Source organism: Myxococcus sp. CA005, from assembly GCF_006518205.1.
Classification (GTDB): Bacteria; Myxococcota; Myxococcia; order Myxococcales; family Myxococcaceae; genus Myxococcus; species Myxococcus xanthus.
This window is the reverse complement of the sequence record NZ_SRLV01000034.1, coordinates 40,718-66,710: the sequence shown is the minus strand read 5'-3', so window position 1 is coordinate 66,710 and position 25,993 is coordinate 40,718. Positions and strand designations below refer to the sequence as shown.

Below are 25,993 nucleotides of genomic sequence, written 5' to 3'. Positions count from 1 at the left end.
AGGGAAGCCGGTGCCCGGCGGTGGAACCGCGAGTCCGCCGCCGGTGCCCCTCCGGCGCGAGGTGGCGCACCGCATCGTCATTCGATGAGGCGTGGCGGGGGCTCAACGACTGGCGAAGGCCTTCTCGATGAGGAAGTCGCCGCGCTCGTGTGAGTCGCCTTCCTCGAAGCCGAAGCCTTCGAGAATGGTCGCGGTCTCCTTGATCATCTCGTGGCTGCCGCAGATGACGACGCGATCGTGCTCGGGTGAGAGCGGCTTCGCGCGAAGCAGGTCGGTGATACGGCCCTGATTGCGGAACGGCTCACGCGTGACCGTCGGAAAGTACGTCAGCCTCTCGCGCACGAGATCACCCAGGTACGGGTCGTTCGGCAGTACCTCTTCGAAGAACTTCGAGTACGAGAGGTCGCTCACGTGGCGACAGCCGTGCACCACGGTGACGCGCTCGAAGCGCTCCCAGGTCTCGGGGTCTTTCACCATGCTCAGGAACGGCGCGAGGCCGGTGCCGGTGGCGAGCATCCACAGGTGACGACCCGGCCTGAGGTTCGCGACGGTGAGCGTGCCCACCGCCTTCGTGCCCACGAGCACTTGATCGCCCGGAGCGACCTTCTGCAATCGCGAGGTGAGCGGGCCGTCCTGGAGCTTGATGGAGTAGAACTCGAGCGTGTCGTCGTAGTTCGCGCTCGCCATCGAGTACGCGCGCATGAGCGGGCGACCTTCGACCTCGAGGCCCATCATCACGAACTGACCGTTCTGGAATCGGAAGCCGCTGTCGCGCGTGCAGACGATGGAGAAGAGACGGTCAGACCAGTGTTGCACCGAGAGCACACGCTCGGTCGTAAAACCAGTGGCCATGGTTCAGCCTAGCTCCTTGTGAGTGGTGTCCCCATTGCCACGTGCCCGCCAGACTGTCGTCCTTTTTGCCAATGCATTGGCACAAGGCCAACAAGATGGCACACGGGTCATTCGCGGCGCCGTGACTCCGCGGAAGTCAGCCCGCGTCCCAGCTCGACTGCCTCCAGCAACAGTGTGGCCAGATTCCCCCTCATGGCGCCGCCCTGGAAGGCACCACTGCCCGGCCCACGTGAGGGACCGGGCAATGGCGGAGAAGGCTAGAGGCCGTCGTGGTAGCAGAAGCCGTGGCCGCGGTCGAAGCCGCCACCGGAGAGCGCGTAGTTCATGTAACCCAGCTCATCGCCCGGGCCACACTCGGAGCGGGCGCGGTGGTAGGGGTAGCACTCGCCCTTGCCGTCGCGGTTCAGGTCGGCACACACACCACGCGCGCCCTCGGTGCCACAGTAATGCGCGAATTCCAGGCTGCAGATCTCACCAGTCAGCGCGGGGTCGAACGTGAAGCCGTTCTGCTCGAGGACGGACTGCTCGGTGCACAGGCCGTACACGCCGCACATGGTGCCGGAGGGGCAGCCGGGGTTGGGCGCCATGAAGTCACACGTCTTGAGGCACTGGGCGTTCTCCGACAGCAGGTCGGTGCAGGCGAAGCCCTGCTCGCAATCCGTCGAGGCCAGTTCGGACTCGCTCGCCGCCGCGGTCTTCGTGCAGGCCTCTCCCTGGACCTGGGTCCCCAGCGCGCGCTCCAGCGTGCCGTCGGAGGCGACGTAGTCATTCGGGACGCAGGTGGTGTCCGGCAGGTTCGCCGTCAGCGAGCCCTGGCGAGGGTCGCACCCGTCCTGGCGCACCGTGTTCCACGTCGCGAAGCGAATCCACCGGCACTCGCCGCCCGGAACCACCGCGCTGCCCCAGTACGGCGCGTTGAGGGGCGGGGCATCCACCGACTCACGCAGCGTCACGTTCGTCAGCGCGCCAAGGGTCTGCTGCGGCGACACCTTCACGGCGAGCAGGAGCGTGCCCGCGTCGGCGACGAAGAACTTCTCCGCGGGCGAGCCCTCATCCTGGTAGCCGAAGACGCAGCGATCACAGGTGAAGGTGTTGCCTCCACCCACGGACAGGTCATACACGCCGGGCGCCGTGTTCACGTCCAGGCGGATGCGCGCCGGGTCCGGGAACGCCGGGTCGCCAAAGTTGTTGAAGTTGCCGCGGTACGTCGGCTGCGGTGAGTACATCGTCGGCGTCAGCCCGATGCCGTTGGCCAGTTCCCCCATCGTGATTTCGGTGCAGCCCGCGGGAGGTTGGAGCTGCTGCGCCTGCGCCTTCACGGCCTCGATGGCTTCCTGTTCGGGCGCCGGCTTCCGCGCCTCCTGTCCACAGCCAACCAGACCGGCCAGCAGCACCGCGCTCCACCCCATTCCCTTCACGTTCGCTGCCTTGACAACAGGGAACGACATATCGTGTCTCCGATTCCCCTCAGACGATGTCTGAGTTTCTCTGCCCGGACGCGCCGGGACCTGGTGAACGCCAATTCACGTGATGTAGGTGAAGCAGCGCTTTGGCCGTCAACGGGCGAGATGGACGTTCGAAAAGCAGGGATGCCGGCCTGGGCAATAGATTAGCGAACCCCCTTCACAAGTCGAAAACCATACGAAGCGCAAGGAGGCGGACTGTTGCAACGGGATTAAAAAAGACCACTGAAGGATGACATGCGGGCTGTGCGCCGGGCCGGACGCCTCTTCGCCTCCGCCGCGGTGGGAGCGGCGGTGGGGGCGTTGCCGAGCTCGCATACGTCCGTTGTCAGCAACGCCCGTACGTCCGTGCGCAGAACGTTGCGCCCGCGCTTGAGCCGCGAGGCGTCCTTCACCAGCAGCTCCTTCAGCCTGCGCTCACCATCCGCGACTTGGCGACCTGGTCATGGGCGAGGAGGCGTTCGGGAGCATCCGGCAGCGTGATTCGCAGCGCCAGCATGCGGCCCACTGGCGGCGCGCGGTGCGGATGGGAATGTCGCTCCCTGTTCCAGGAGGATGTCTCGGAGCAAGTCGAGGCGCCGTTGCTGCTCGGCACTCGGGGCCTGAAGCCGCTGCGCCCCACGAGGGCGGTGTACGCCTTGGGGGTGCGTGCGCCCGCCGTACCCAGGAGCCGACCACGCTGGAGAACGGCCACGTTCTCGTCCTCCCAATGCCATTTCAAGACATAGCGGATCTTTAGAGCTAGCCGCCCATGTCCACGCTTCCACGATTCAATCAAGAACCACGCCTGAACGTTGAATACACGACGCAGCGCGCCGCCCCTGATGCGGCGGAGGCGGGACACGTCGCGCAGGCGCCAGACACCTCGAAGCAGCCACATGTGCAACTGGCGATACATTTGCAACGCGCATTCGCCACACAAACAGTGCGGGCCATCCGTCGGAGCAGCAGTTCCGGTTTCTCACCGCTCCGTGGCGTGTATCGGCCCGGATTCCCGTTGAAATGCCCGTTCCAGCACGAGTCAGACACCTCGGGCCCGCTGCCGCGCCGCACGCTGCGAGTGAATCAGTTTGTAATCAACGACGCTCCTGCTAATCGTGTGTAGCAACTTTGCGAACAGGCCGTGACGAATGCGGCCCTCGTGACGGGCGCGGCGCGCCCGGAGCGACGGTCCCATGGGGGGACGGGGTCCTGCGCGGGAAACCGGCAGTACAGCCCTCCATGGTGGTGGGCTACCTGCCTTGGAAAGGTGGCACGCATGATTCGTGGTGCATCGCTGAAGAGCAGTCGTCGGACCGTCGCCCCCACTCACGACCGGAAGCGTGGCGTGATGCTGGGTGCGTTCCTGCTGGCGGGAGCAGCCTCGGCCGAGCTACCGGACTACACGTTCCAGTTGCAAGCGCGCACCAACCTGGCCGTCAACACGGAGGAGGGCTCCTACAACGTCGAATTGGGCAGCCTCACCTCCGCCGGCAGCTTCTTCATTCCCGTCACCGCGGACCGGCAGGTGGCCTTCCAGCTCGCCATCACGCGGGAGGGACGTCCGGGCGTCTGGTACGGCCAGAACGGCCAGGGCGGCCGCATCTACCTGCTCCCTGACGGCCTGGGAGCGGATGCACGCCTTGGCGAGGTCAGCCTCAACTCGCACCGGCAGTTGGTCTTCGCCGTCACCGGGACGAATGACGCGTCGAAGAACGGCATCTACGTGCTGAACGCGGACGAACCAGACGCGCCGCCGCAGATCGTCCGCTCGCCGCTGGGCTCCTCCAGTTGGTCCAGCCTGGTCATGAACGAGGCGGGGCAGATGGCCGCCCGAGTCACGCTGAGCACGGGCTACGCCTACGTGCTGTACACGCCCAATACGACGGGTGGCTTCGACGCGAAGGTTCTCGCTGCGGAGAAGTACGTCGACCCGGGCTACCCCTACACGTTCCTCTACTCCCCGGGCGCGAACGACCTGGGGCAGATCGCCGCGGCGGTGGACCTGCAAGCGCCCACCTCCAGCGCCTGGTACCAGGAGCTGCGCATCTTCAACCCGGATGGGACGTCGCAGGTCATCGCGGACACGCGCGGGCACAACCCGGACTCCAACATCTTCCGCTTCGCCGCCGTGCAGCCCGCCATCAACAACCTGGGCCAGGTGGCCATCCAGGCCACGCTGCTGGAGGCGGCTGGGCGGCAGAGCACCGCCATCCTCCTGTGGGATGGCAACGAGCTGAAGGTGGTCGCGCAGAACGGAATGGACGTGCCGGGCGAGCCCGGCGAAGCCATCGGGACGGTGGAGGTATTCCCGCCCGACATCAACGACCGCGGACACGTGGTCTTCCGGGCCACGCGCAAGTCGGACGGGTTCCGCGCGGTGTGGGTGAGTGACGGCGAGAACTTGAAGCGCGTGGTCACCGAGCACGACATCCTCCCCTCGGACAAGGGTGACGCCCGGGTGGATCAGGAGACCCCCTCCAACCCGGTGTTCTCCGGCATGCCGAGCATCAACCGCCACAGCGACATCAGCTTCGGCGTGGGCCTGGCCCCGCCGGAGACGGACCAGGTGGAATGGGGCACCGCCCTCTACATCGCCCAGTCCTCGCTCTGGACGCCGGACGCCCCGGACGCGGGCACCGACCCCGAGCCCGACGCGGGCACCGAGCCCGACGCGGGCACCGAGCCCGATGCGGGCACCGACCCCGAGCCCGACGCGGGCACCGACCCCGAGCCCGACGCGGGCACCGAGCCCGATGCGGGCACCACGCCCGATGCGGGCACCACCCCGCCGGACGCGGGCCCGGGCACCCCCGAGCCGCAGCCCAACCCGGAGTCGGACAGCGGCTGCGGCTGCCAGTCCACCTCGGCCGCCGGCCTCTGGCCCTTCGCGCTCGCGGGCCTGGCGGGCCTGACGCGCCGCCGCTCGCTGAAGCGCCGCGAGCAGCCCCCGCGCGACTGACGCCCTCTCCCTCCCTTTCGCAGGGGCGCGCCCGAAGGCGGCGCGACCCCGCAACCGCTTCGCAACGTCGGGGGCGCGGCCTGTCTGGGTCGCGCCCCCCGTTGTCTCTCCCCTCCTCTCCGGAAGAACGATGCATCTCAGGAAGCAGTGGCTTACCCATGTCCTGCTGGCGTCATGTCTTGGCACCAGCGCTTCGGCCGCTCCACGGTCGAACTTCGACGCATTCCTCGCGCGGCCTGGCAGCACGCCACTCGCCGTGGCCGATGAGCAGGCCCATGCCCGCGGCCTGCGAGTCGAGCACACGGAGACACGGCTCGGCGTCCCCTCCGTCCTCTGGTCCATGCAGTCCGGCCCGGGCCTGCAGACCGCGGCCCGCGCTGGCACCCGTCCCGAGGACGCGGCGCGCGCCTACCTGGGCCAGGTCGCGGACCTCTACCGGCTGAAGCGAGAAGACGTCTCCGCCGCGCCGTTGCAGTCCGTACACCAGACGGGCAAGGGCGCCGTCATCGTGACCTTCCGCCAGGCGGTGGAAGGCGTGGAGGTGTTCCGCAGCGAGGTGAAGGTGGTGATGACGCAGGCGCTCTCGCCCGTGGCCGTCACTGGCTACCTGGCGCCGAGCGAGCTCACCCTCGCGGCCCGGCAGCGCACCGGCGCGAACGCCTTCCAGCGCTCCGCGGCGGACGCCGTGGCGGCGGCGTACTCGGACCAGAGCGGCACCCCGCTGGGGCCGCACGCATTCATCGCCGTGGACTCCCGCGGCGGCTACACGCTGTTCGACTTCGAGCCCGGCGTGCGCACCGTGATGCCCGGCCAGCTCGTCGTTCCCGCGCGCGCGAAGAAGGTCTTCTTCACCCTGCCCGACGGCCTGCGGCCCGCCTGGTACGTGGAGGTCAACGCGGGCCCCAAGAGCAGCAAGGACTCAGACTACACCTCCTACGTCATCTCGGCCGTGGACGGCGCGGTCCTCTTCCGCAATGACCTGCGTGCCCACGCCGCGGAGCAGACGTACCGGTACACTGTATGGGCGGAGACGGCCGCGCCGTACCGCCCGTTCGACGGCCCCCAGGGGTCCGCCGGCTCGCCCTTCCCCCGGCAGGAGCTGGACGGCTACGACGCCCCGCTGGACGTTCCGCCCAACGTCGTGGAGCTGCAGAACAGCCCCTTCTCGCGGAACGACCCGTGGCTGCCCGCCAACGCCACGCAGACCGTGGGCAACAACGTGGACGCCTACGTGGACCTGGTGGCGCCGGACGGCTACCAGCCAGGCGCGGACCTGCGCGCGGACATCACCGGTGAGCGCGCCTTCGACTACGTCTACGACCCCCACCGCGCCCCGGGCTCCAGCATCGAGCAGATGAAGGCCTCGGTGGTGAACCTCTTCTTCATCAATAACTTCCTGCACGACTGGTACTACGACGCGGGCTTCGACGAGGCCTCCGGCAACGCGCAGATGCAGAACTTCGGCCGTGGCGGCATCGAGGGTGACCCGCTGCGCGTCGAGGGGCAGGACTACAACGGCCGCAACAACGCCAACATGGCCACGCCGGCGGACGGCATCTCGCCCCGCATGCAGATGTATGTCTTCGACGGCATGCCCCTCCTCCAGGTGACGGCCCCCGCATCGCTGGCCCGCGCCTACGTGAACGGGGATAGCCGCTTCGGGGCCCAGGAGTACACGCTGGACGGTCCGGTGCAGGTGCTCGCGCCCACGGGACGGACACTCGGCTGCACGCCCTTCGAGGCGGGCACGTTCGCCGGCCACGTGGCGCTGCTCGACCGCGGCGCCTGCGACTTCGTCACCAAGGCGCTGAACGCGCAGGACGCCGGCGCCATCGCGGTCCTCGTGGCCAACACCAATGCCGGTGAGGGCCCTCTCTCCATGAGCGGAGACGACGCACGCGTCACGGTGCCCGTGGCCTCCATCTCCCGGGAGACGGCGGACCTCTGGAAGGCGGAGGTGGCCGCCAACGCGAGCACCGTCCAGGTGCGCCTGCACCGCTCCAAGGACCTGGACCGTGACGGCACGCTCGACAACACCATCATCGCCCACGAGTGGGGCCACTACATCAGCAACCGCCTCATCGGTAACGCCAGCGGCCTCACCAACAACCAGGGCCGCTCCATGGGCGAAGGCTGGGCGGACGTGCACGCGCTGCTGATGGTGGTGCGTGAAGGGGACGACTACGCGCGCGGAGCCTACGCCGTCGGCGGCTACGTTTCGGGCGGTGGCGGCGGCGACGGCTACTACTACGGCGTGCGCCGCGCGCCTTACGCCACCGCACCGACGCTGGCGTCGAGCCGCAACGCGCTGACCTTCCGGCACATCGAGAACGGCAATCCCCTTCCGACGAGCCACCCGCTCGCCTACGGTCAGGCGGGCCTCGGCAACTCCGCCGTGCACAGCAGCGGCGAGGTGTGGGCCTCCATGCTCTGGGAGTGCTACGTGTCGCTCCTCCAGGCCCACCCCTTCCAGGAGGCCCAGGACCGCATGAAGCACTACCTGGTCGCCGGGTACAAGGCCACGCCCGTCTCCCCCACCTTCCTCGAGGCGCGCGACGCGCTGCTCGCGGTCACCGCCGCGAGCGACCCGGCCGACTACCAGCGCTTCCTCCAGGCCTTCGCCAAGCGCGGTGCCGGCATGGGCGCGAAGGCGCCGGACCGTGACTCCATGGACCACGTGGGCGTGGTGGAGAGCTTCGCGGCGGGCAACTTCATCGAGGTCACCTCCCTGCGGCTCGATGACGCCCTGGAGGGCTGCGACAAGGACGGCGTGCTCGACGTGGGCGAGACGGGCCTGCTGCGCGTGAGCGTGCGCAACGTGGGCAGCGGTTCGCTGGGCGCCTTCTCCGGCACCGTCTCCACCACCAGCAGCACGGCCACGCTGGAGTTCCCCTCGGGCAACACCCTGACCTTCAGCTCGATGGGCCGCGGCGGCACGGCCACCGCCACCCTCCCGGTGAGGTTGGCCGCCGCGCAGCCGAACGCACACGCCGGCCTGCGCATCACCTTCGACGAGCCCTCGCTCCCCGCCAGCGCGAGCAGCACGACGTTTGACCCTCGGGTGAACTACGACGAAGTGCCCGGCGCGGCGGCGGAGGACGACTTCGAGGGCGCCCTGTCGTCATGGACCTCGTCCACGTGGCTCAACCCCTACGGCGAGGCGGACTGGAAGGTCCAGGGTCCGGAGGGCGGGCGCTACATGCACGCGCCCAACCCGGCAGTACAGGCGGACCTCTTCCTCATCTCCCCCTGGATGAAGGTGAATGAGACCGGCGCCTTCTCGTTCAGCTTCCGCTACCGCCACTCGTTCGAGTCCGACATCTACCCCGGCGGCTCCATCTTCCCGTACTACGACGGCGCCGTCCTCGAGTTCACCCACGACGGCCTGCAGTGGTACGACATCGCCGCGATGGGCGTGGCCTCCATCTACTCCATCGACCCGACGGACGGCTCCCCGGGCTACATCGAGCAGGGGCCCAACCCGCTGATGTACCGCAACGCGTGGGTGGGCCAGAACGTCACGCAGGAGAACGGCAAGACGGTGCGCTTCCCGGAGTGGTCCACCGCCGAGCTGCGGCTGGCGGACATGTTCGCCGGCAAGAACGTCCAGTTCCGCTTCCGCATTGGTACCGACACCGCGGTGGGCGCGTACGGCTTCGACCTGGACGACGTGCGCTTCACCAACGTGGAGCGCATGCCCTTCAGCGGCCGGGTGGACGAGCAGGGCGACGGCGCCACCTGCAACCAGCGGCCGGTGGCCAACGCCGGGCGCGACGTCGGCAGCCCCAGCGCCCCGGTGTATGAGCGCGTGAGGAACCCCGAGACGGGGGCACTGGAGCTCGTGCGCCACACGCTGGACGGCACCGCCAGCTATGACCCGGAGGGCCAGCCCCTCACCTACCACTGGACGCAGGTGAGCGGGCCGGCGGTCACCCTGGTGAACGCGGACACGGCCACCCCGTCGTTCACGGCGGATGTGCCCGACGACTCCATCCTGACGTTCCAGCTCGTGGTGCGCGATGGCCTGGAGACCAGCGCGGCACACCAGGTCCGGGCCTGGGTCCTCAACGTCAACCGCGCCCCCACGGCGGTGGTGACCGCGCCGGCGGAGGTGGCGGAGTTCTCCTCGGAGCCCGTGACGCTGGACGCCCGCGCCTCGAGCGACCCGGACGGGGAGCTCATCTCCTACAAGTGGGCGCAGACGTCCGGTCCCGCCGTCGCGCTCAAGGCGGGCTCCAGCGCCACGCCGAGCTTCAAGGTGCCCGAGGTGGCCGCCGATACTCAGCTCACCTTCACGCTGGTGGTGAACGACGGCAGGGCCCAGAGCAAGACGGCCACCGTGACGGTGATGGTGCGCAACGTCGACCGGGCGCCCGTGGCGGATGCGGGCTCGGAGCAGGTGGTGGACCCGCTGGCCACCGCGAGCCTCAGCGCGACGGCGGTGGACCCGGACGGGGATGCCCTCACCTGGACGTGGCGTCAGGTGGAGGGCCCCGCGGTGGAGCTGCAGGGAGCCGACACGGCCACCCCGTCGTTCACCGCCCCCGAGGTGCGGGCGGAGACGGTGCTGCGCTTCGAGGCCATCGCCAGCGCGAACGGGCTGTCCAGCGCCCCGATGACGGCGACGGTGACGGTGCGGCACGCCAACAAGGCGCCCCAGGCCCTTCCGCGGCTGGTGGGTGACGCTCGGTCGGGGGCGCAGGTGACGCTCGACGCGTCCGCGTCCAGCGACCCGGATGGCGACGCCCTCACCTTCGGGTGGAAGCAGGTGGCGGGACCGTCCGTCACCCTCTCCGCGTCCGAGGGTGCGCAGGTGACGTTCCGCGCGCCCGAGGTGAAGCAGGCCGTGACGCTGCACTTCGAGCTCACCGCGACGGACGCCCGCGGCGGCGCCAGCACGGCGGTGCTCGGGGTGACGGTGCAGCCGTCCTCTAGCGGCTCCTCGGGTGGCTGCTCCAGCACGGGCGGCTCATCGCCTGGGCTGCTGCTCTCCCTGTTCGGGCTGCTCGTGGGAGCCGTTCGCACCCGGCGACGCGCGTAGCGGCATCCGTCCCCCTGTCGCGGTGGAGGGATTCGCTCCTCCGCACAGGGTGCACCGATGAAAAAAGAGGGCCGCGCCCCCTGCACGGGAGCGCGGCCCTCGCTACTTCAGGGGAGCGTCGCCAGCCGGACTACGGCCGGGCCGGGTTCTCCTCGCCGAAGCTGGACGTCTCCGAGAAGGCCCAGTCCACCATCGAGTGGGTGTCGGCCCCCTGATAGCGGGACACGCTCTGGGTGTTCTCCTCCACCACGCCCCAGTCCACCGAGACGTCGAGCGCCGTCAGCGGAGCGCTGTCGTAGGCGCACGGCACCGGGGTGGCCGTCTCACCGCGGCAGTCCACCGGACTCCAGTGGCCCTCCTCCTGGGCGGCCCGGAGGACGACGGGGTAGTTGGGCGGACGGGCGGCGGTCATGCTCTTGTGGGAGAAGGCCACCACGTCCTGCGTGTCGCCCTGCGGATTCGCGAGGCGCAGCAGGCGGTCATTGAAGGTCGGATGGCTGCTGGTCCCCGTCACGACGTCCCACGCCCCCGGGTAGAACGTCTCGTACGTCTTCTCGTCCTTGGACAGGGTGTCATTGCCCGCAGCGAGCTCGGCCGAGTTCGGACGGAAGTGGATGACGATGAGGTCCCCCGCGGCCACCGTCACGTCCGGCAGGGTCGCCAGCCGGGACACGCTGGTGGCCTCCTCGGTGAGCGTGATGCCCTCGATGGCCCCTGCCGTCACGGCCTTGAGCTCGATGAGGTCGCGGTTGTTCGTCGCGGAGACGCCCGTGGTGATGTTCGGGTTCACCTCGTTGATGACGAGCAGCGCCGGCACCCGGTAGCCCTTGAAGGTGGCCGTCCCACTCACGCTGACGCCGGTGTAGCTCTTCACCGACGGGTCCACCGACAGCGTGTACTGCGTGCCGGGCTCCTGCGCGGTCGTGGTGAGCACCAGGGTCTTCTCGTCGAGGGTGTAGGCCGAGGCGGTCAGCCCGCTGTCACCGAAGGTGAACTGGGTCGCCACGTCCGCGAGGGTGCCCGGGTCGATGCCGGGCTCGAAGGTCACCCGCAACTGCGTGGGCGACAGCGGGACCACGGTCTGCACCTTCAGGGTGATCGCCGTTCCCGAGCAATCCACCGAGAAATCCGACAGCGAGAAGGCCGTCACCAGGGGCATGGGGTAGTACGGCGTCTGGGGATTGGGGGTGTTGGTCGCATCGTCGTAGCGCCACATCACGCCCGCCTCGACGGAGACCCGGCAGTTCAGCCCGACGCCGACGAGGTCGGCCAGCCCGGTGGGCATGCGCAGCCGCGGCCCCAACCCGCCCGTGAGCGGGGTCCCGTCCATCGCGAACTGCGCGATCTTATAGCCGGTACCCGCCTGCTTGCCGGCGCCCGCCGTGGTGGTCACCCTGCCGGTCACCCGGACGAGCCGGCTCTCGTAGGTGTCGAGGTTCACCACCGCGTCGTCGGTGACGTGCGTCACCAGGCCGCCGTCCGCCGCGAGCTTCCGCACGGGGTGGCCCGAGCTCAGCTTCTGGAAGTCGGAGATGACGCTCGCGGTGTCCAGCTTGTAATCCGCCGCGGCGTTGCCGGACTGGAGGATCTTCGTGACCACCTTGAAGGAGACCCGGTCCCCCACGGCCACCTGCACCGCGTCGGAGTGGCTGACGAACAATGCGGGGCCTTCCGCCGTGGCCTGCACGAAGAAGCCGCGGGGCTCAGCGGTATCCGGAGTGATGGCGGTGACGAAGGCGCCCTGGAGGGACAGCGGCTCGGGCAGGTCGCCCGTGGGGGCCGCGTGGAAGGCGGCAATCTGCGCGTTCGCCTCGTCGAGCCCCGTCAACGTCTCGCACCTTCCAGCTGCGTTGCAGCTCTGCCGCGCGGTGCACTGGCCGTTGTCGATACACTCCACGCACTCGCCCTGCCCGTTGTCCCGAGCGGTGTCGCACAGTGGCGTCTCACCACCGCACTGCGCGCTCTCGGTGCAGCCGCACACGTTGTTGTCGCTGCACACCGGCTGGGCGCCGTTGGCGCAGTGGCTGTTCTCCAGGCACTCCACGCACACGCCCGGGGTCCCGGGCTTGCACTGCGGCGTGCCCTCGGCACACTCGGCGTTGCTGCCGCAGCCCTCGCACACGCCGAGACCGCCGTTGCCGCCAGCGTTGCAGACCTGTCCCGTCAGACAGCCCTGGGCGCTGCCATCGGCGCCCTCGAGACACGTCTTGCAGCTCTTGCTGGTGATGTCACAGACAGGCGTATCACCGCCGCACTGCGCGTCGCTCAGGCACTGGACGCACACGCCACGTCCGTTGTCCGCCGCTTCGTCGCACACCGTGCCGCTGCCACATCCTGCCGCGCAGGGCGAGTCGTCGGGCACGCATTTCTCCTCGACGCACACGTACGGGGTCGCCCCCGTCGACGCACAGTCCGATGAGGTCTCGCACTCGGGCGAGCAACCCGTCACCCCGAGGGCAACGGCCAGCACGCCGAGTGCAGCCAAGACACTTCGTTGTCTGCTCATGTTGGGTATCTCCAGGTTGGCTGCGCAATTCTCATACGCGCCGCCGCAGCAAGCGTCCATGCACTTGGCCTCCAACGCGGGCCAGTGGACGTGTCACGCGCCGGAGTCACACCGCTTGTGCATCAGGAACCGTCGGCGAGTGCTGATGGCATGCGTGGCTTTGGCAGCCCACGCAGCGGATGTCCCCGCCACTGGATGTGTTTAGATAGAGAGTGGCGCCAGACTTGCGACTCATGGAAGGCCGGAGAGCCTCCAGCACGCCCTGCGTCACGGCCTGACGCGCCGCCTCCAAATGACTGCCCCATGCCGAGGCCCTACCCAGTCGGCCCCTTCTTCTGCTTCTTGGGGTCCGCCTCATCCCCCTCCTCCCAGACGGGAGGCGGTGGCGGCACGTCATCGCCATTCATGAGCTGCACCTCTTCGTTCTCTTCGGCGCTCGCAGGCGGCCCCAGGAACTTGCGCTTCTTATGGTTCGACGGCGCAACCTGTCCCGAGCCCGAGAAGGACTGCGACGACGGGGCGCCTCCACTGAAGCCCGAGTTCGAGAACGCCGAAGTCCCCCAGGCCGCTGGGTCCATCGCCTGGGTGACGTCGTCGTCATCCCAGCCCTCGACGACGACGCCTGGCTTCTTGCGCTTGATTCCCTCGGAGGAAGTACGGCCATCGCCGGCGGACAGGAAGTCCAGGTACTGCGACTCCTCGACGACCTGCCCCTTCCACGTCGCGCTCTTGACGTGGACCTCTGTACAGCGCCTGCACAACGCCTCCAGGCGCTCGCGCAGATAATCCAGCGTCCGAGGCGCGTGTTTGTCGAGCTTCCCCAATTCCGTGCCAAGAACGATGCGCCCCTCATCGTCTCGTTCGAGCACGAGCCTGCGGTACTGGCCGCTCTCCACCTTCTGGGTGAGCACGTCCAGGTCCTCGTCGAACATCGCCTTGTTCTTCTCGTAGTCCTTGTCCGACAGCAGCCCCGTCTCAGGGGAAGTCGCGCCGGAGAAGAGCAGCGTTCTCAACGAGACCACGTTCGGCTGCCACAAGACGCTCGTGCTGGAGTCATCGCCCATGGAGGCAGACTGGCTCATCACGTCCGAGACCTCTTGCACGTGGAGGTCCGACGCCTGCTGCCGCACCACGGCAGGCACGAGCACGTTCACCTGCGGGACGACCAGCACCGTACCCAGGTGCTGGTTTGCCCAGCCGATGAGTTCGTCGATCTTCTTCGTCAGGTACGCCCACGTCTTGGGCGCATTGCCCGGCAACCTGGCGACGCCCGTCCCGATGTCCACATGGCCGCGCGAGTGGTTCCACGGCACCACCAGTGTGGTGTACTTGCCGCTCTTCAGGAGCTGGACGGCCTCGGCACAGTCCTCATCGATGGCCTGCTGGTTCTTCGCGAGGTCCGCGTCCTCCATCCCCTTGCCCGGCACCCAGCACGTGCGAATCCCGAGCGCGTTCGAGTTCATCCGGATGACGGCCTGGGTGTCCGGCTGGGGGTATCTGGCCTTCTTCGCGACGGCGTTCTCCCCGAAGAGGAAGAGTGCGTGCGGGTGGTGGGTGGGTGTGTCGAACTGGAAGTAGCACGTGTGAGGCCACTTGCAGACCGGGCCCACCGTGGGCGGAGCCGACGTGGCGGTGGCGCTCTTCGTCGACGTCGCCGCTGAGCGCGGAGACTCGACGGTCTTCGAACCAGGCGGAGGTGTCGGCCCCTCATCGCGGCGGCGGCGCTCGCTGAGCGCCGCCAGTTCGGCGGGGAATGCCGCGGCCGCGGGAAGCGGCGCATCCGTGGGCCCCACCGCCTCGTAGTGTGCGTTGCCCAGGTTCGCCAGCCGGAGCAGGGGCCGCGCCGCGTGTCCCTCGGTGCGCGGCACGAAGTCCACCAGGTCCGTCCAGTACGAAGTCGCCCCCGTCCGGGCGAACATCTCGAAGCGCACCTGGAACAGGTGGGACGCCGCCGCCAGCACCACGTGGTCGCCCCAAACCCTGTCCCGGCTCATGGCCCGCAGGTACTGGCGCCAGGGGTCCATGCCCGCCACGCGGCGATAGGCGGGCTCGTGAGGCCAGGCCTCACGGTGCCAGTCGAGCAGCAGCCCCATGTCCTGCCGGAACGTCGCCGCCGTCGCGGGCCCCACCATTCCCCCGTCGTCCAGCGACTGCCCGGCGAGCAGGTCCTCCAGGTGATTGACCACCGCCTGGCGCACCTCGCGGTGGTGCGCCTCGGTGCCGAAGAACAACTGGGACAGCGAGCGGAACAGACAGTCCCCCCCGCCCGCGTTGTGGACCCGCCCCTGGTGGATGGAGCCCAGGTAGCTGTCCAGCGAGATGCCCTGGCCGCCCCCCTGGTCCGTCCCCATCTCCGACTCCAGCGCGGGCCGATGGTCCCAGTACGCCTCCCGGTCGAAGCCCGCGCTCCGCAGCGCGGCGAACGTCTCCCTCCACTGCATGGCCTCCGCCACGAGCGCGTTGGAACGGGCATGGTCCGAAGCGGGGACCTTCTCCGCGGCGTCCAGAATCGCGCCGAGCGCCTCCGTGGCTTCGTCATCCGTGGCCTGGGACTTCTGATAGGCGGCACACAGCGCTGCCAAGTGGCCCAGCTCGGAGGACCCAGTCTCGGTGGTGACCTCCACCTCCTCTACGACCAGCGCCTCCTCGCCGCTGTAGATGAGCCGCAGGTCGGAGACGAGCGGCATGTGGTCGCTCAGCTTCTTCGCGGCGGCCATGACTTCTTCCCAGCGCGCGTCCTCCGAGCCCGTGAGCTTCACGCCCGGGGCACGCAGGTGGTCGAAGAGCCGCTTGTCCTCGGGCAGCTTCGCGTCCTCCAGTTGGATGAGCCGCCAGAATGGCTGGAGGTGCCTGGGCAGCAGGTCGCCGTGGATGAAAAAGAGCCCCTTCTCCTTCTCGTCCGCGAGCGCCATGGGAAACGGGATGACGTAGACCGACGACTGCTCCAGCATCCAGCCATCGGTCCGCCGTGAGTACACGAGAATCTTGTCGTAGCCGCTCGCCCCGTAGCGCTGCTGCGGAGGCGTGATGAACGACTCGATGTGGGCCAGCACGTCCTCCGCGGACGAGAACATTGGCCGCAACTCGTGGCCCGTCGACATCTTGAAGGGGGCGAACATCTCCGGCTTCACGCGGCTGTTGACGAAGCTTCGGAGCGTCTTGAGCGAGCCGTCCCCGAACGCCTTCTCGCTGTCCACGGCCCAACTGCCGAACTTGCTCTTGGCGATGGTCGAGAGCTGGGGCGCCATGGCGTACAGATGGCTCGCATCCGCCCCCGGCCCCAGCAGCGTCTGGAAGAACTGGTGGAACGACAGGCGCTCCACACAGGTGTCGATGTACGGCGTGCCATCCTTCGCGAGCTCGGCCTTGGGCCGCGCGGTGTCGATGTTCAGGTCCGAGAGCACCACACCGAGCACCTTCTCGCGGCGCTCGTCCTTGCAGTACTGGAGGAAGGCGCGGAAGTCCGTGCCGCGCGCGTTCTTGTTGCGGTCTCCCGGCGCGGGGGGATGCCATGCCACCACGCTCACCTCGGGCGCGTTCCGTACCTGCGCCAGCCGCACCGGAATCCGGATGGGCTCACGCTTGCTGTAGAGACTCTTGACGGTCTGCGCCTGCTCTTCCTCCGCCTCGTCCCCCATCGTGGTGTCGATATCCATCGATGAGGATTCGCCACCCGGCGAGCGCTTCGCCACGTAAGCACTGAGGTACGAGATGGCCGATTCGTCCACGTCCAGCTTGGACTTGCGCCACAGGACGCCGTACGCCTCATCCTGGGTGTAGAGCCCCTTGACGGGCTTGTCGGGCACCTCCGCGGGCCACGACGCATAGACCTCCTCACCGCGCGCCTTGCACTGGTCGTTCAGCGCATCACGGATGCGAAGGAACTCGCGCAGCCCCGCGTGCGACTCCGGCGCGTCCTCCACCTCGCTCTTGCGCTCCAGGTACTCGGCGAGCTTCTTCTTGTAGACGCGCTGCAGATGCGCGTCGTTGGAGCGGTGCAGGATGTTCTCGAGGACCTGCTCCTGCCTGGCCGGGACATCCTCGGCGTCCAGGCCCGCGATGACCGCCAGGTAGCGGTGGAACAGGATGCCGCAGTGCTCGCGGAGGAGCGCGACGCCAAGCTTCGCCAGGTCGTCCCGCTTCGCCTTCTCCTTCGCCTCCGCGCCTCCCTTCTTCGAGTCCTTCTCCGTAGACGAGTAGCGGTTCTCGTGGGGCTGGAGCCAGTCGTAGTAGCCCTCCTCCACGAGCAGCCGCACGCAGAGCAGGCAGTAGGCATCCAGCTTCGCCTTCTTCTTCCCGTGCACGTCGATCGACGTCGCGACGAGCGCCTCGGGTGGTTCCTCGTCTTCTTCGCCGTCCTCGCCCTTCGCCTTCTTCACCGGAGGCCTGCCGAAGCGATTCACGAGGTCTGGCTCACATGCCGCCCAGGCCGCATCGAGCCGGCCCTCGATGATGCCCAGCTTGTCGGCTCCCAGCGCCTGCGAGGTCTCGCTCCACTCGATATGGGAGGGGTCCCACGCCTCGGCGCCCGTGTCCTGCTCGTCTCGTGGCCAGATGGTCCGCCGCACGTGCTCCGCGAAGTACTTCGCCAGGTCGTTGAGGAGCCCCGCCTCCTGCTCCGCAATCTGACCGACCAGCGTGTCGGGGGCAGTCTTGACCTGGTAGCCATTGGGCTCGACGAACGCCGACGCCATTCGCATCAACACCGGAAGCTTCGTCCCGCTGCCTCCGCGGCCCGTGTGTTGCTTCATCTGGACCGGAGGCTTGGGCTCCACCAGACGGATGCCACCCTTCTTCTTCAGCTCCAGGATGGTGACGATGTCGGCGTTCGCCGTGCGGATGACATGGGCCAGGGCGGCAATGGTCCACGGCTTGCGCACCGGGAGCGTTCCACTCGGGCCTCCGCCCAGGTCCGCGATGTTCCACAGGAGCGTCCGCAACGGGAAGCTCGGCGGAACGACGGGCTTGTCGGAGACGGTGGTCTCCGAGCCCAGCGGAACACAGCGCTCCTCGGCGACGTCGTCGCCCATCGTGTTGGACGGTGGCGACTCCGGGGGCGAGATGTCGTCGGTGACCAGCGAGGCCCGGAGCGTCTCATCACGCATCTCGTTGCTGGAGAGTCGGTACGGCTCCTCGTCGTCCAGGAAGTCGTCCAGGACGTCGTCGTAGTCGCCGCTCTCCAGCCGCTCGACCTCGGTCTCAATCGAGCCGTGGAAGGGGGGAGTGATGGGAGGCGCCGGGACCAGCACCGCGCCGCATTCCAAGCAGCGCGGCGGCGTCACGGACAGGTCGCGCATCGTGCCGAGCGCGCAGTTGGGGCACTGCATGACGAAAGACCTCCGGTGCTACGAGCGGTGCAACAGGCCCAGCGCGGCGCAGGTCGCCTCGTCGGCCTCTCCGCTCAGAGGCAGCCCGAGCGCGTACTGGAACCACTCCACGGCCAGGCGCGTCTTCGGGCCGAACTGGCCACGCTCGCCGCCACAGGAGAACCCCAGGTTCTCCAGCCGCTCCTGCAAGCCCTCCGGAGCGCTCGTCGCGCGCAGCGCCGCGAAGCGCAGCGTCACCTTGCGCTCGTCGTCGCGGCCGGGCGACACCGTCACCTCGCCCCGCGCCGCGCGTGCGGGCAGAACCTGCGCCATGCGGCCCTCCGCGTCCGTCATGCCCTCGCGCGCGGGCAATTCCTCCTCGTCGTCCAGCCACACCTTCAACAGGTAGGGCTGGTGCGCTCGGGGGTGGTGCGTGCCGTCGCGCAGCACCACCACCAGGGACAGGGGAAGCCCGATGCGGTGAACCACATGCCGGAAGCCGGTCTCCACCGTCGTCCACTCATGGGAGAAGGGCAGCACCTCCACACGCGTTCCCGGAGCGGGAGCCACCTCCGGGGTGAGCGGCTGCCCCGTGCTCGCATCGATGAGTCGCGAGGGACGCACACCCAACTTCGCCGCCAGCACCGCGAGCGACTCCGTCCCTTCGCACGTCCAGGACAGCGGCTTCGGCCGCGAGACGGAACCCCAGCGAGGCGCTGCGCCCGCGGCGCGCGGAGGCAGGGGAAGCCGGCCGAGCACCCGCCACAGCCCAGGCTCCACGTCGAGCAACCGGAAGCGGTAGCGCCCCTCCTCGAGCCCCTCGAACAGCGCGACGCCGTGCTCGTCGGTGCGCGTGCGCAGCGCCTCGTCTGCTGTCCCCTGCGCCAGCTCCACCGCCACGCCGGACAGCGGCGTCTCGCGGTCATCGACGACGACCACCTCCACCTGCCCCTTGCCCGCCTGTAATGGGCATGGAGCAACCGCCGGGTCCTGCCGTGAAGTCGAGGAAGGGGGCATGAGGCATTCCTGGGAGTGGAAAAGTCAGCGGCCCTCGCCGGGCGGGGCGTGGCGGAGGCGGAAGGCCGCTTCCTTCCGCTGGTTCTGCGCCGCCACGTCCTCGCGGCGGCGGCGCTCGCGCACCACGCGGTGCAGACGCGCGACAGGGTCCGAAACGGAGGCGTCATCCAGCCACGAGCGCATCCACGCGTGGCGACGCTGTGACTCGAAGTCATCCCCCAGCGACTCGGCGAGCTGCACGTACACGCGCACGTCGTCGAGCGAGAAGATGCCCCGGTCCACCACCCTGCGCACCACCGGCTCGAGCCGCTCGCGGGTCCATCCAGGCTCCGCCGCCGAAGGCTCCGCGAGGAGCGCCGTGACGAGCTGCGCGACGCGGCTGTCCATCGCGGCGCTGCGCAACGAACTCATCTGCGACTCGCGAATCCGCAACAACGTTGAAACCGTCCCGATGGAGTGACGTGGGATTATTTCTATTTCACGCGAATCAAACAAGGTGCCGCGACGCGCTCCACGCCGAGCACCAGGGCCTCCTCGAATTCATCGGATTCACGCGCGTAATACCGGAGTTCGACACCGCGCCGCGCGAAGGTGGCCCCCGCGCGGTTGGGCTACAACCTCGCCGCGCCTTCCTGCATGAACGTCCGCGCCAGGACCGACGCCCCGTGGAGGAACATCCGATGACGCCCGTGGACCGGACCTGCAAGTCCCCCTCCGCACGCAGAGACGCGCGGAGCGGCTACACGCTGCACGGACAGCGCTTCGACGACCCCTACGCGTGGATGGAGCAGCTCGATGCGCCGGAGACGCAGGCGTGGATTTCCGAGCAGGAGGCCCTCACGCAATCGGTGCTCCACGCCCTCCCTGGACGCGAGGCACTGCGCGAAGCGGTCACCCGCTCCGCGCGGCACGCACGCAGGTCCCCGCCCATTGCCGCCGGTCCGGGGGGGCGTGAGTTCCTCTGGCAGGCAGAGGCGCGCGACGACAAGCTCAAGCTCCTGCTCCGGCGCCACGAAGGGGCGCCGTTGGAGACGTTGCTCGACCCCAACACGTGGGCGAGCAACGAGGTGCTCGTCTTCGCGGTCCCCTCCCCGGATGGCGCATTCGTCGCGTTCGGCAAGGCCGTGGGAAGCGCCCACGGCGCATTGATTCACGTCCTCGAGGTCTCGACGGGGAGGCTGCTGCCGGACCGCCCCCGAGGCACCAGCCACGCCTCGGTGGCCTGGCGGCCCGATGCATCCGGGTTCTTCTACGCCGCGAACCCCGACCCCGGCGAGGTGCCCACGGGCGAAGAGGCTCACTGGAACGCCGTCTACGAGCACCGGCTGGGCTCGGGCGCCCCCGCGCGGCGCGTCTTCGGTGATGACCACGAAAAGGAGTACTGGTGCACCGTCAAGGTGAGCGAGTGCGGCCGCTTCGCCGTGCTCGCGAAGTGGGACTACGTCCACGCCAACGTCATCACCCTGCTGCGCCTCGCGGATGATGCGCGCATCCCTGTGGCAACAGCCATGACCTCCCTCAATCAGGTGCAGGTCATCGGGGAGTCCCTGCTCATCCATACCGACCTCGACGCACCACGAGGCAGGCTCTGCACCGCGCCGCTGACGGCGCCCACCCAGTGGCGGACGCTCATCCCGGAAAGCGAGCACACCCTTCAGACTGTCGCAGGCGTCGGCGGCCGGCTCTACGCCGTCTATTCACGCGCGGCGTCGCACCACGTGCGCATCCACGCCGAGGACGGCACCTGGCTGCGCGACCTGAAGCTCCCAGCCCTGGGCGCCGTAAATCGCAACGAAGGAGAGGGAATCGTCAGCGGCGTCAGTGGCCCATGGCGGGGCGACGAGGTGTGGGTGAACTTCATGTCGTACGTGCAGGCCCCCTCTGTCTATCGCTACGACTACGACGCAGACCTGCTGACGCCGTACCACGTCCCTGACGTCGGGCTCGATGCGTCCGAGTACGTGACGGAGCAGGTCTGGTATCCGTCGCTCGACGGCACCCGGGTCTCCATGTTCCTCGTCCACCGGAAGGACCTGCCGCGCGACGGACAGTGGCCCGTGAGGCTGAGTGGCTACGGCGGCTTCAACATCTCCGTGGAGCCGCGCTTCACGTCGCTCCAAGCCGCCTGGCTGAAGTGGGGCGGCGTGCTGGCCTTCGCCAACGTCCGGGGCGGCGGAGAGTACGGCCGCGCCTGGCACGAGGCGGCCCTCAAGACACGCCGGCAGAACGCCTTCGACGACTTCATCGCGGCGGCGCGCTGGCTCGTCTCGGAGGGCTACACGGTGCCTGCCCGGCTGGCCTCGCGAGGAAACAGCAATGGTGGGCTGCTGGTCGCCGTCACCGCCATGCAGGCCCCCGCGTCCTTTGGTGCCGTCTTCTGCCGCGCGCCCACGCTCGACATGCTGCGCTTCCCGAGCTTCGGCTACCTGAGCTCGGCCACCGTCGAATACGGCTCACCCGAGGACCCGGTTGAGGGTGCCTACCTCGCGGGGTACTCGCCCTACCACAATGTCAGAGCCGGGCTCCGTTACCCCCGGATGGCCTTCGTCGCCGCGCTGAACGACCGGACCGCCCCACCCCACGACCCGCTGAAGATGGTCGCCAGACTTCAGGCAGAAGGCACGCAGGGCGGGCCCTTTCTCCTGCTCCCGCTTCGCGACTCCGGGCATGGGGGCGGCACCACCCTGACGGCGCTCATCGAGCAGGACGTCGACGAGCTCTGCTTCTACTGTGGGGCGCTCGGCGTCTCACCGGGCTGAGGCACCTGCGCCGCAGGGCCCGGCCCCCAGAGCCCCCGAGGCCGCTGGAGAATTCGGCGTCCGACGACGTCAAGCGCCCCACCACCCCGGGGCTTCTTGATTCAAGAATCAACGCGCGTTATGTCGGAAATCCCCAGATTGACAGCCCTCGGGGGAGGTCTGGGGATTCGGGGCAGCCATGCCATCTGACGCATCCACCGTTAGCGATTCTCGCGCCCAGTCCCGGGATTGGCGGGCGCGCACCCAACGGAGCGTGGTCCAGCTCGTGGGATGCGTGGGCGCCTATGTCCTGCTCGCGGGGGCCAGCTATGTCTTCTTCGCCCAAAGCCTGGTGGGCGGCGTGGCGCTGGCGGTGCTCGCGGGCGTCGTGCTCGTCCGGGTCTTCATCCTCCAGCACGACTGTGCCCACCGCTCGCTGTTCCAGCGTCCGGTGACGAATGACCGGGTGGGCGTGGTGCTGGGCATGCTGACGCTGGCGCCGCACGCGTACTGGCGGGCCATGCACCTGGTCCACCACAGCACCAGCGGAGACCTCGACCGGCGCGGCGTGGGCGACATCGTGACGATGACGGCCCAGGAGTACCTGGCGCTCAAACCCTCCCAGCGCCTTCGCTACCGGCTGTACCGGCACCCCGCGGTCCTCCTGGGCGTGGGGCCCATCTTCCAGTTCCTGCTGCGCTTCCGCATGCCGGGCATCGTCGCCAAGGAGCGCAGGCCCGAGCGCCGCTCCATCCTGGTGACGAACCTGGCGCTGGTGGCCGTCCACCTCGCGTTCCTGGCGCTGGGTGACTGGCCCCGGTGGCTGGTGGTGCACCTCATCATCACCCAGGTGGCCGCGGGCCTGGGCATCTGGCTCTTCTTCGTGCAGCACCAGGTGGAGCGGCCCTACTGGGTTCCGCGGGCGCAGTGGTCCCTCAAGGGCTCGGCGCTCCAGGGCAGCAGTCACCTGGTGCTTCCACGCGCCTTCGAGTGGCTCTTTGGCGCCATCAACCTGCACCACGTCCATCACCTGAAGCCCCAGATTCCCAACTACCTGCTGCGCGGCTACATGGAGCAGCACGGCCTGGCCGAAGAGGGCGTGAAGCTGGGTCTGCGCGACTCGGTGCGCGCCTTCCGCCTCAAGGTGTACGACGAGGCCACCGGCAGGATGACGGGCTTTCCCCCTGTCCACGCGGGCCAGGCCAGGACACCGCTGGCCTCCCCGCCCTCCATCGAGCCGACAGGTCAGCTGGGCCGAGTGCTGACCTTCTCCGGCGAGGAACGCTGAAAATGCCTGATTACGTCCATGTCCTCCTCGGACTCGTGCTGGGGTACGTCATCTCCTCGTACGTCGAGTCCTTCATGCACGAGTACGTGTCCGACGCGCGTCCGAAGGCGGTGCGCTTCTGGAACCGCGCGCCGCGGCTGTTCCGGCCGATGATCAACACGCACTTCTCCCACCACACCATCCACCACGTGAGGACTTTCCGGAGCAACCACGTGACGCAGTTCCGGAGCGAGGAGGAGAAGCAGAAGCTCACCGAGGAGCTGCTCCAGCGAGGCAAGCACGGCCGGACCATCATCAACGGTGCCTTTGCCACCCGGCTGCACGGAGAGGGCGCCTTCGTCTTCGTGGCCCCGCTGGTCATCTTCTTCCCGGTGTTCTACTTCACGCTCAAGCCCATCGCCTTCCTGGCCGGCTGCGTGACGCTGCTGCTGCCGCCCTTCATGAGCCACTTCGTCCACCCGTACCTGCACATGCCCTTCGAGGAAGGACAGCGCACGGCGCCCCGGTGGCTGGCGTGGCTGCTGCGGACCCGCTACATGCGCGCCGTCTATCGCAACCACTTCCTGCACCACCGCTATGGCGGCGTGTCCAACTTCAATCTGGTGCTGGGGGCGGACATCGTGCGGCGGCGCACCCGCGTGCTGACGGAGAAGGACCTGAGCGTCATGGCCGAGGTGGGCATGCCGCTGCCCGAAGAGGCCCCGACGCGGACCGTCCATGGCTGAGCATGCGAACGCCTTCCACGTCCCCTGGTGGCTGCGCTTCTCCCACGTGCAGACCGTGGTCCCCCACCTGGACCGGCGCCGCCACGACGTGCTCACCGAGCACATCCGTCACGAGCTGGCGGACGGTGACTTCGTGGACGTGTACTGGCTGAACCGGACGCGGCCAGGGCCCTTGCTCATCCTGCTGCCCGGCATGCAGGGCACGCAGGACTCCACCTACGTCCGCAGCCTGCTGTCGGAGCTGTCCCCGCGCGGCCTGCGCGCGGCGGTCTTGTGCCACCGGGGCGGCGCCGTGCCCAACCGGCGGGCCCCCTTCTATCACGCGGGATTCACCGACCACCTGGCCTGGCTGGTGCGCTTCGTCCGTGAGCAGGAGCCCCACACGCCACTCTATGGCGTGGGCTTCTCCCTGGGCGGCAGCATGCTGATTCGCTACCTGGCGGAGACAGGCCACGCCAGCCACCTGTCCGCCGCGGCGGCCGTGTCCCTGACGTTCTCCCTGGGCAGCACGGCCCGGCGGGCCTGCGAAGGCATCAACCAGCTCTACCAGCTCCGCGTGTTGAACTCGTACAAGCGCGTCGCGCGGCTCAAGGCCCACCTGCCGGAGTTCGCCTCACGCGTTGGGACGCTGAATGGGATGCGCAGCATCCAGGCCTTCGACGAGGTCTTCACCGCGCCCCTTCACGGCTTCAAGGACGCGGAGGACTACTACGAGCGGTGCAGCAGCCAGCAATTCCTGCCGGGCATCGAGGTGCCCTTCCTCGTCCTCAACGCCGAGGACGACCCGCTCGTCGCCCGGGACACGCTCCCCGACGCACGCGCGCTGCGGGAGCACGTGCGGCTGGAGCTGACGCCGCATGGCGGGCACCTGGGTTTCATGTATCAGCGTTCCTCCGGGCTGGGTTACTACCCGCCGGCCCGGCTCATCTCGTTCTTCCTGCAGGAGCCGTCCGAAGCACATGAATCTCTATCTCAGGATGTTGTGGGTCATGCTCTCCTCGCTCTGGAAGCCGGAGATGCGCGTGGACGCGCTGACGAGCACGCTGGAGCAGCGCGTCCTGCCCAATGACCTGGACCTGAACCTGCACATGAACAACGGGCGGTTCCTCACCGTCTGTGACTTGAGCCGGGTCGACCTGTTCATCCGGACGGGCCTGCTGGCGCTCATGCTCAAGCAGAAGTGGGCGCCCATCATCGTGCGCCACACCATGGACTACAAAAAGCCGCTTCGCCCGTTCCAGAAGTACACGGTGTCCATGTCGATTACCCGCTGGGACGAGAAGTACTTCTACGCCACCCACCAGTTCCTCTCGCGCGGGAAGGTGGTGGCGGAGGGCGAGTCCACCGCGGTGCTGCTCGGGCGCGAGGGCGTCGTCCCGCCGGAGAAGGTGATTGAGGCGGTCACCGCCCGGCAGAACCGGACGGCGGTGGAGAGCCACTGACTGAATGGCCCGGGCCTGGGCCCGCGTCACGCCCAGGCCTTCCGGATGACCTCAATCTGCCTTCCCTTTCGCGCCCTCTTCTCGATTTCGGACATAGACGTCCGGGTCATGGCGCTCCATGAAGGACGCGGGCGCGCCCAATGGCTGAAAGCCGCAACGCGCATAGAGTGAATGGGCATCTCGCGTGGCGAGCAAGAACCGCCGAAGCCCTTGCAGGTCGGGATGCTCGAGCAGCGCCTCCATCATCCACTGGCCCAGGCCCCGCCCCTGGTACGGCTCCAGGACGAAGACGTCACAAAGATAGGCGAAGCTCGCGCGGTCGGTGACGACGCGGGCGTAGCCCACCTGGCCTCCAGACGAATAGAGCCCGAAGACGAGCGAGTTCCGAGCGGCCCGCTCGACCGTCTCCCGGGGAATGCCCGCGGACCAGTATGAGCGGGACAGGTAGCCATGGACGACGTCCAGGTCGATGCGCGCGGGGTCGTCGGAGGCGACGAGCCCGTCATCGCGGTGGACTTCGTAGGGAATGGCCTCAGTGTGGGTGCGCATGGGCGTGACGCCATCCTACGTCCTCCCGGCGTGTCGCCCGCTGTGCTGCATCCAGGGAGCAGTACAGTTCGTCGCGCGCGCGTCAGGGACAGGCCACCACGACCTTGTCCACCTGGGTACGGCAG

15 protein-coding genes are annotated in these 25,993 nt (G+C 68.5%); 7 read left to right on the top strand and 8 right to left on the bottom strand.

What is annotated here, in order from left to right; genetic code table 11:
• Positions 1-102: 102 nt before the first annotated feature.
• The 3 genes from FMQ63_RS17220 to FMQ63_RS17210 all read right to left on the bottom strand — a co-directional run bounded on the left by FMQ63_RS17220 (position 103) and on the right by FMQ63_RS17210 (position 3,213).
• Positions 103-852 (bottom strand): ferredoxin--NADP reductase, encoded by a 750-nt coding sequence (locus FMQ63_RS17220; protein WP_011555407.1) that lies wholly within the window; start codon positions 850-852, stop codon positions 103-105.
• A gap of 257 nt (positions 853-1,109) precedes the next feature.
• Positions 1,110-2,300, bottom strand: a complete 1,191-nt coding sequence (locus tag FMQ63_RS17215; protein WP_011555408.1) for a hypothetical protein — start codon at positions 2,298-2,300, stop codon at positions 1,110-1,112.
• 421 nt (positions 2,301-2,721) lie between these two features.
• Entirely contained in the window at positions 2,722-3,213 is a 492-nt protein-coding gene (locus FMQ63_RS17210; protein WP_141276666.1) for a hypothetical protein, read from the bottom strand.
• 360 nt (positions 3,214-3,573) lie between these two features.
• Between FMQ63_RS17210 and FMQ63_RS17205 the strand changes: the two genes are divergently transcribed.
• Entirely contained in the window at positions 3,574-5,256 is a 1,683-nt protein-coding gene (locus tag FMQ63_RS17205) for an MXAN_5453 family MXYO-CTERM-anchored protein (protein ID WP_020477838.1), read from the top strand.
• 130 nt (positions 5,257-5,386) lie between these two features.
• Entirely contained in the window at positions 5,387-10,297 is a 4,911-nt protein-coding gene (locus FMQ63_RS17200; protein ID WP_011555412.1) for a myxosortase-dependent M36 family metallopeptidase, read from the top strand.
• Between the two features lie 130 nt (positions 10,298-10,427).
• Here the strand turns inward: FMQ63_RS17200 and FMQ63_RS17195 are convergent, their stop codons facing one another.
• The 4 genes from FMQ63_RS17195 to FMQ63_RS17180 all read right to left on the bottom strand — a co-directional run bounded on the left by FMQ63_RS17195 (position 10,428) and on the right by FMQ63_RS17180 (position 19,537).
• Positions 10,428-12,659, bottom strand: coding sequence for an Ig-like domain-containing protein (locus tag FMQ63_RS17195; RefSeq protein ID WP_020477839.1), 2,232 nt, complete (start codon positions 12,657-12,659; stop codon positions 10,428-10,430).
• 458 nt (positions 12,660-13,117) lie between these two features.
• Positions 13,118-18,130, bottom strand: coding sequence for a hypothetical protein (locus FMQ63_RS17190; RefSeq protein WP_011555414.1), 5,013 nt, complete (start codon positions 18,128-18,130; stop codon positions 13,118-13,120).
• An 18-nt stretch (positions 18,131-18,148) separates the two neighbouring features.
• Positions 18,149-19,126 carry a peptidoglycan-binding protein gene (locus FMQ63_RS17185; RefSeq protein ID WP_011555415.1) on the bottom strand — a complete coding sequence of 326 codons (978 nt, stop codon included), beginning with the start codon at positions 19,124-19,126 and terminating at the stop codon, positions 18,149-18,151.
• A 24-nt stretch (positions 19,127-19,150) separates the two neighbouring features.
• Complete coding sequence (locus tag FMQ63_RS17180; RefSeq protein WP_225888024.1) at positions 19,151-19,537, bottom strand: hypothetical protein; 387 nt, start codon at positions 19,535-19,537, stop codon at positions 19,151-19,153.
• 269 nt (positions 19,538-19,806) lie between these two features.
• On the opposite strand from FMQ63_RS17180, the gene FMQ63_RS17175 reads away from it, so the two are divergent.
• The 5 genes from FMQ63_RS17175 (at position 19,807) to FMQ63_RS17155 (ending at position 25,319) form a co-directional block, all read left to right on the top strand.
• Entirely contained in the window at positions 19,807-21,885 is a 2,079-nt protein-coding gene (locus tag FMQ63_RS17175) for a prolyl oligopeptidase family protein (protein ID WP_011555418.1), read from the top strand.
• Between the two features lie 253 nt (positions 21,886-22,138).
• Complete coding sequence (locus FMQ63_RS17170) at positions 22,139-23,152, top strand: fatty acid desaturase (RefSeq protein ID WP_228556442.1); 1,014 nt, start codon at positions 22,139-22,141, stop codon at positions 23,150-23,152.
• 2 nt (positions 23,153-23,154) lie between these two features.
• On the top strand, positions 23,155-23,877 hold the full coding sequence (locus tag FMQ63_RS17165; protein WP_011555420.1) for a hypothetical protein: 723 nt from the start codon (positions 23,155-23,157) through the stop codon (positions 23,875-23,877).
• On the top strand, positions 23,870-24,946 hold the full coding sequence (locus FMQ63_RS17160) for a YheT family hydrolase (protein WP_011555421.1): 1,077 nt from the start codon (positions 23,870-23,872) through the stop codon (positions 24,944-24,946). Before FMQ63_RS17165 ends, FMQ63_RS17160 begins: the two co-directional genes overlap by 8 nt.
• On the top strand, positions 24,867-25,319 hold the full coding sequence (locus tag FMQ63_RS17155) for an acyl-CoA thioesterase (RefSeq protein ID WP_225888026.1): 453 nt from the start codon (positions 24,867-24,869) through the stop codon (positions 25,317-25,319). The genes FMQ63_RS17160 and FMQ63_RS17155 overlap by 80 nt, the downstream gene beginning before the upstream one ends.
• A 51-nt stretch (positions 25,320-25,370) precedes the next feature.
• Here the strand turns inward: FMQ63_RS17155 and FMQ63_RS17150 are convergent, their stop codons facing one another.
• Positions 25,371-25,868: a GNAT family N-acetyltransferase gene (locus FMQ63_RS17150; RefSeq protein ID WP_011555423.1), complete on the bottom strand. Its 498-nt coding sequence runs from the start codon at positions 25,866-25,868 to the stop codon at positions 25,371-25,373.
• Positions 25,869-25,993 lie beyond the last annotated feature (125 nt).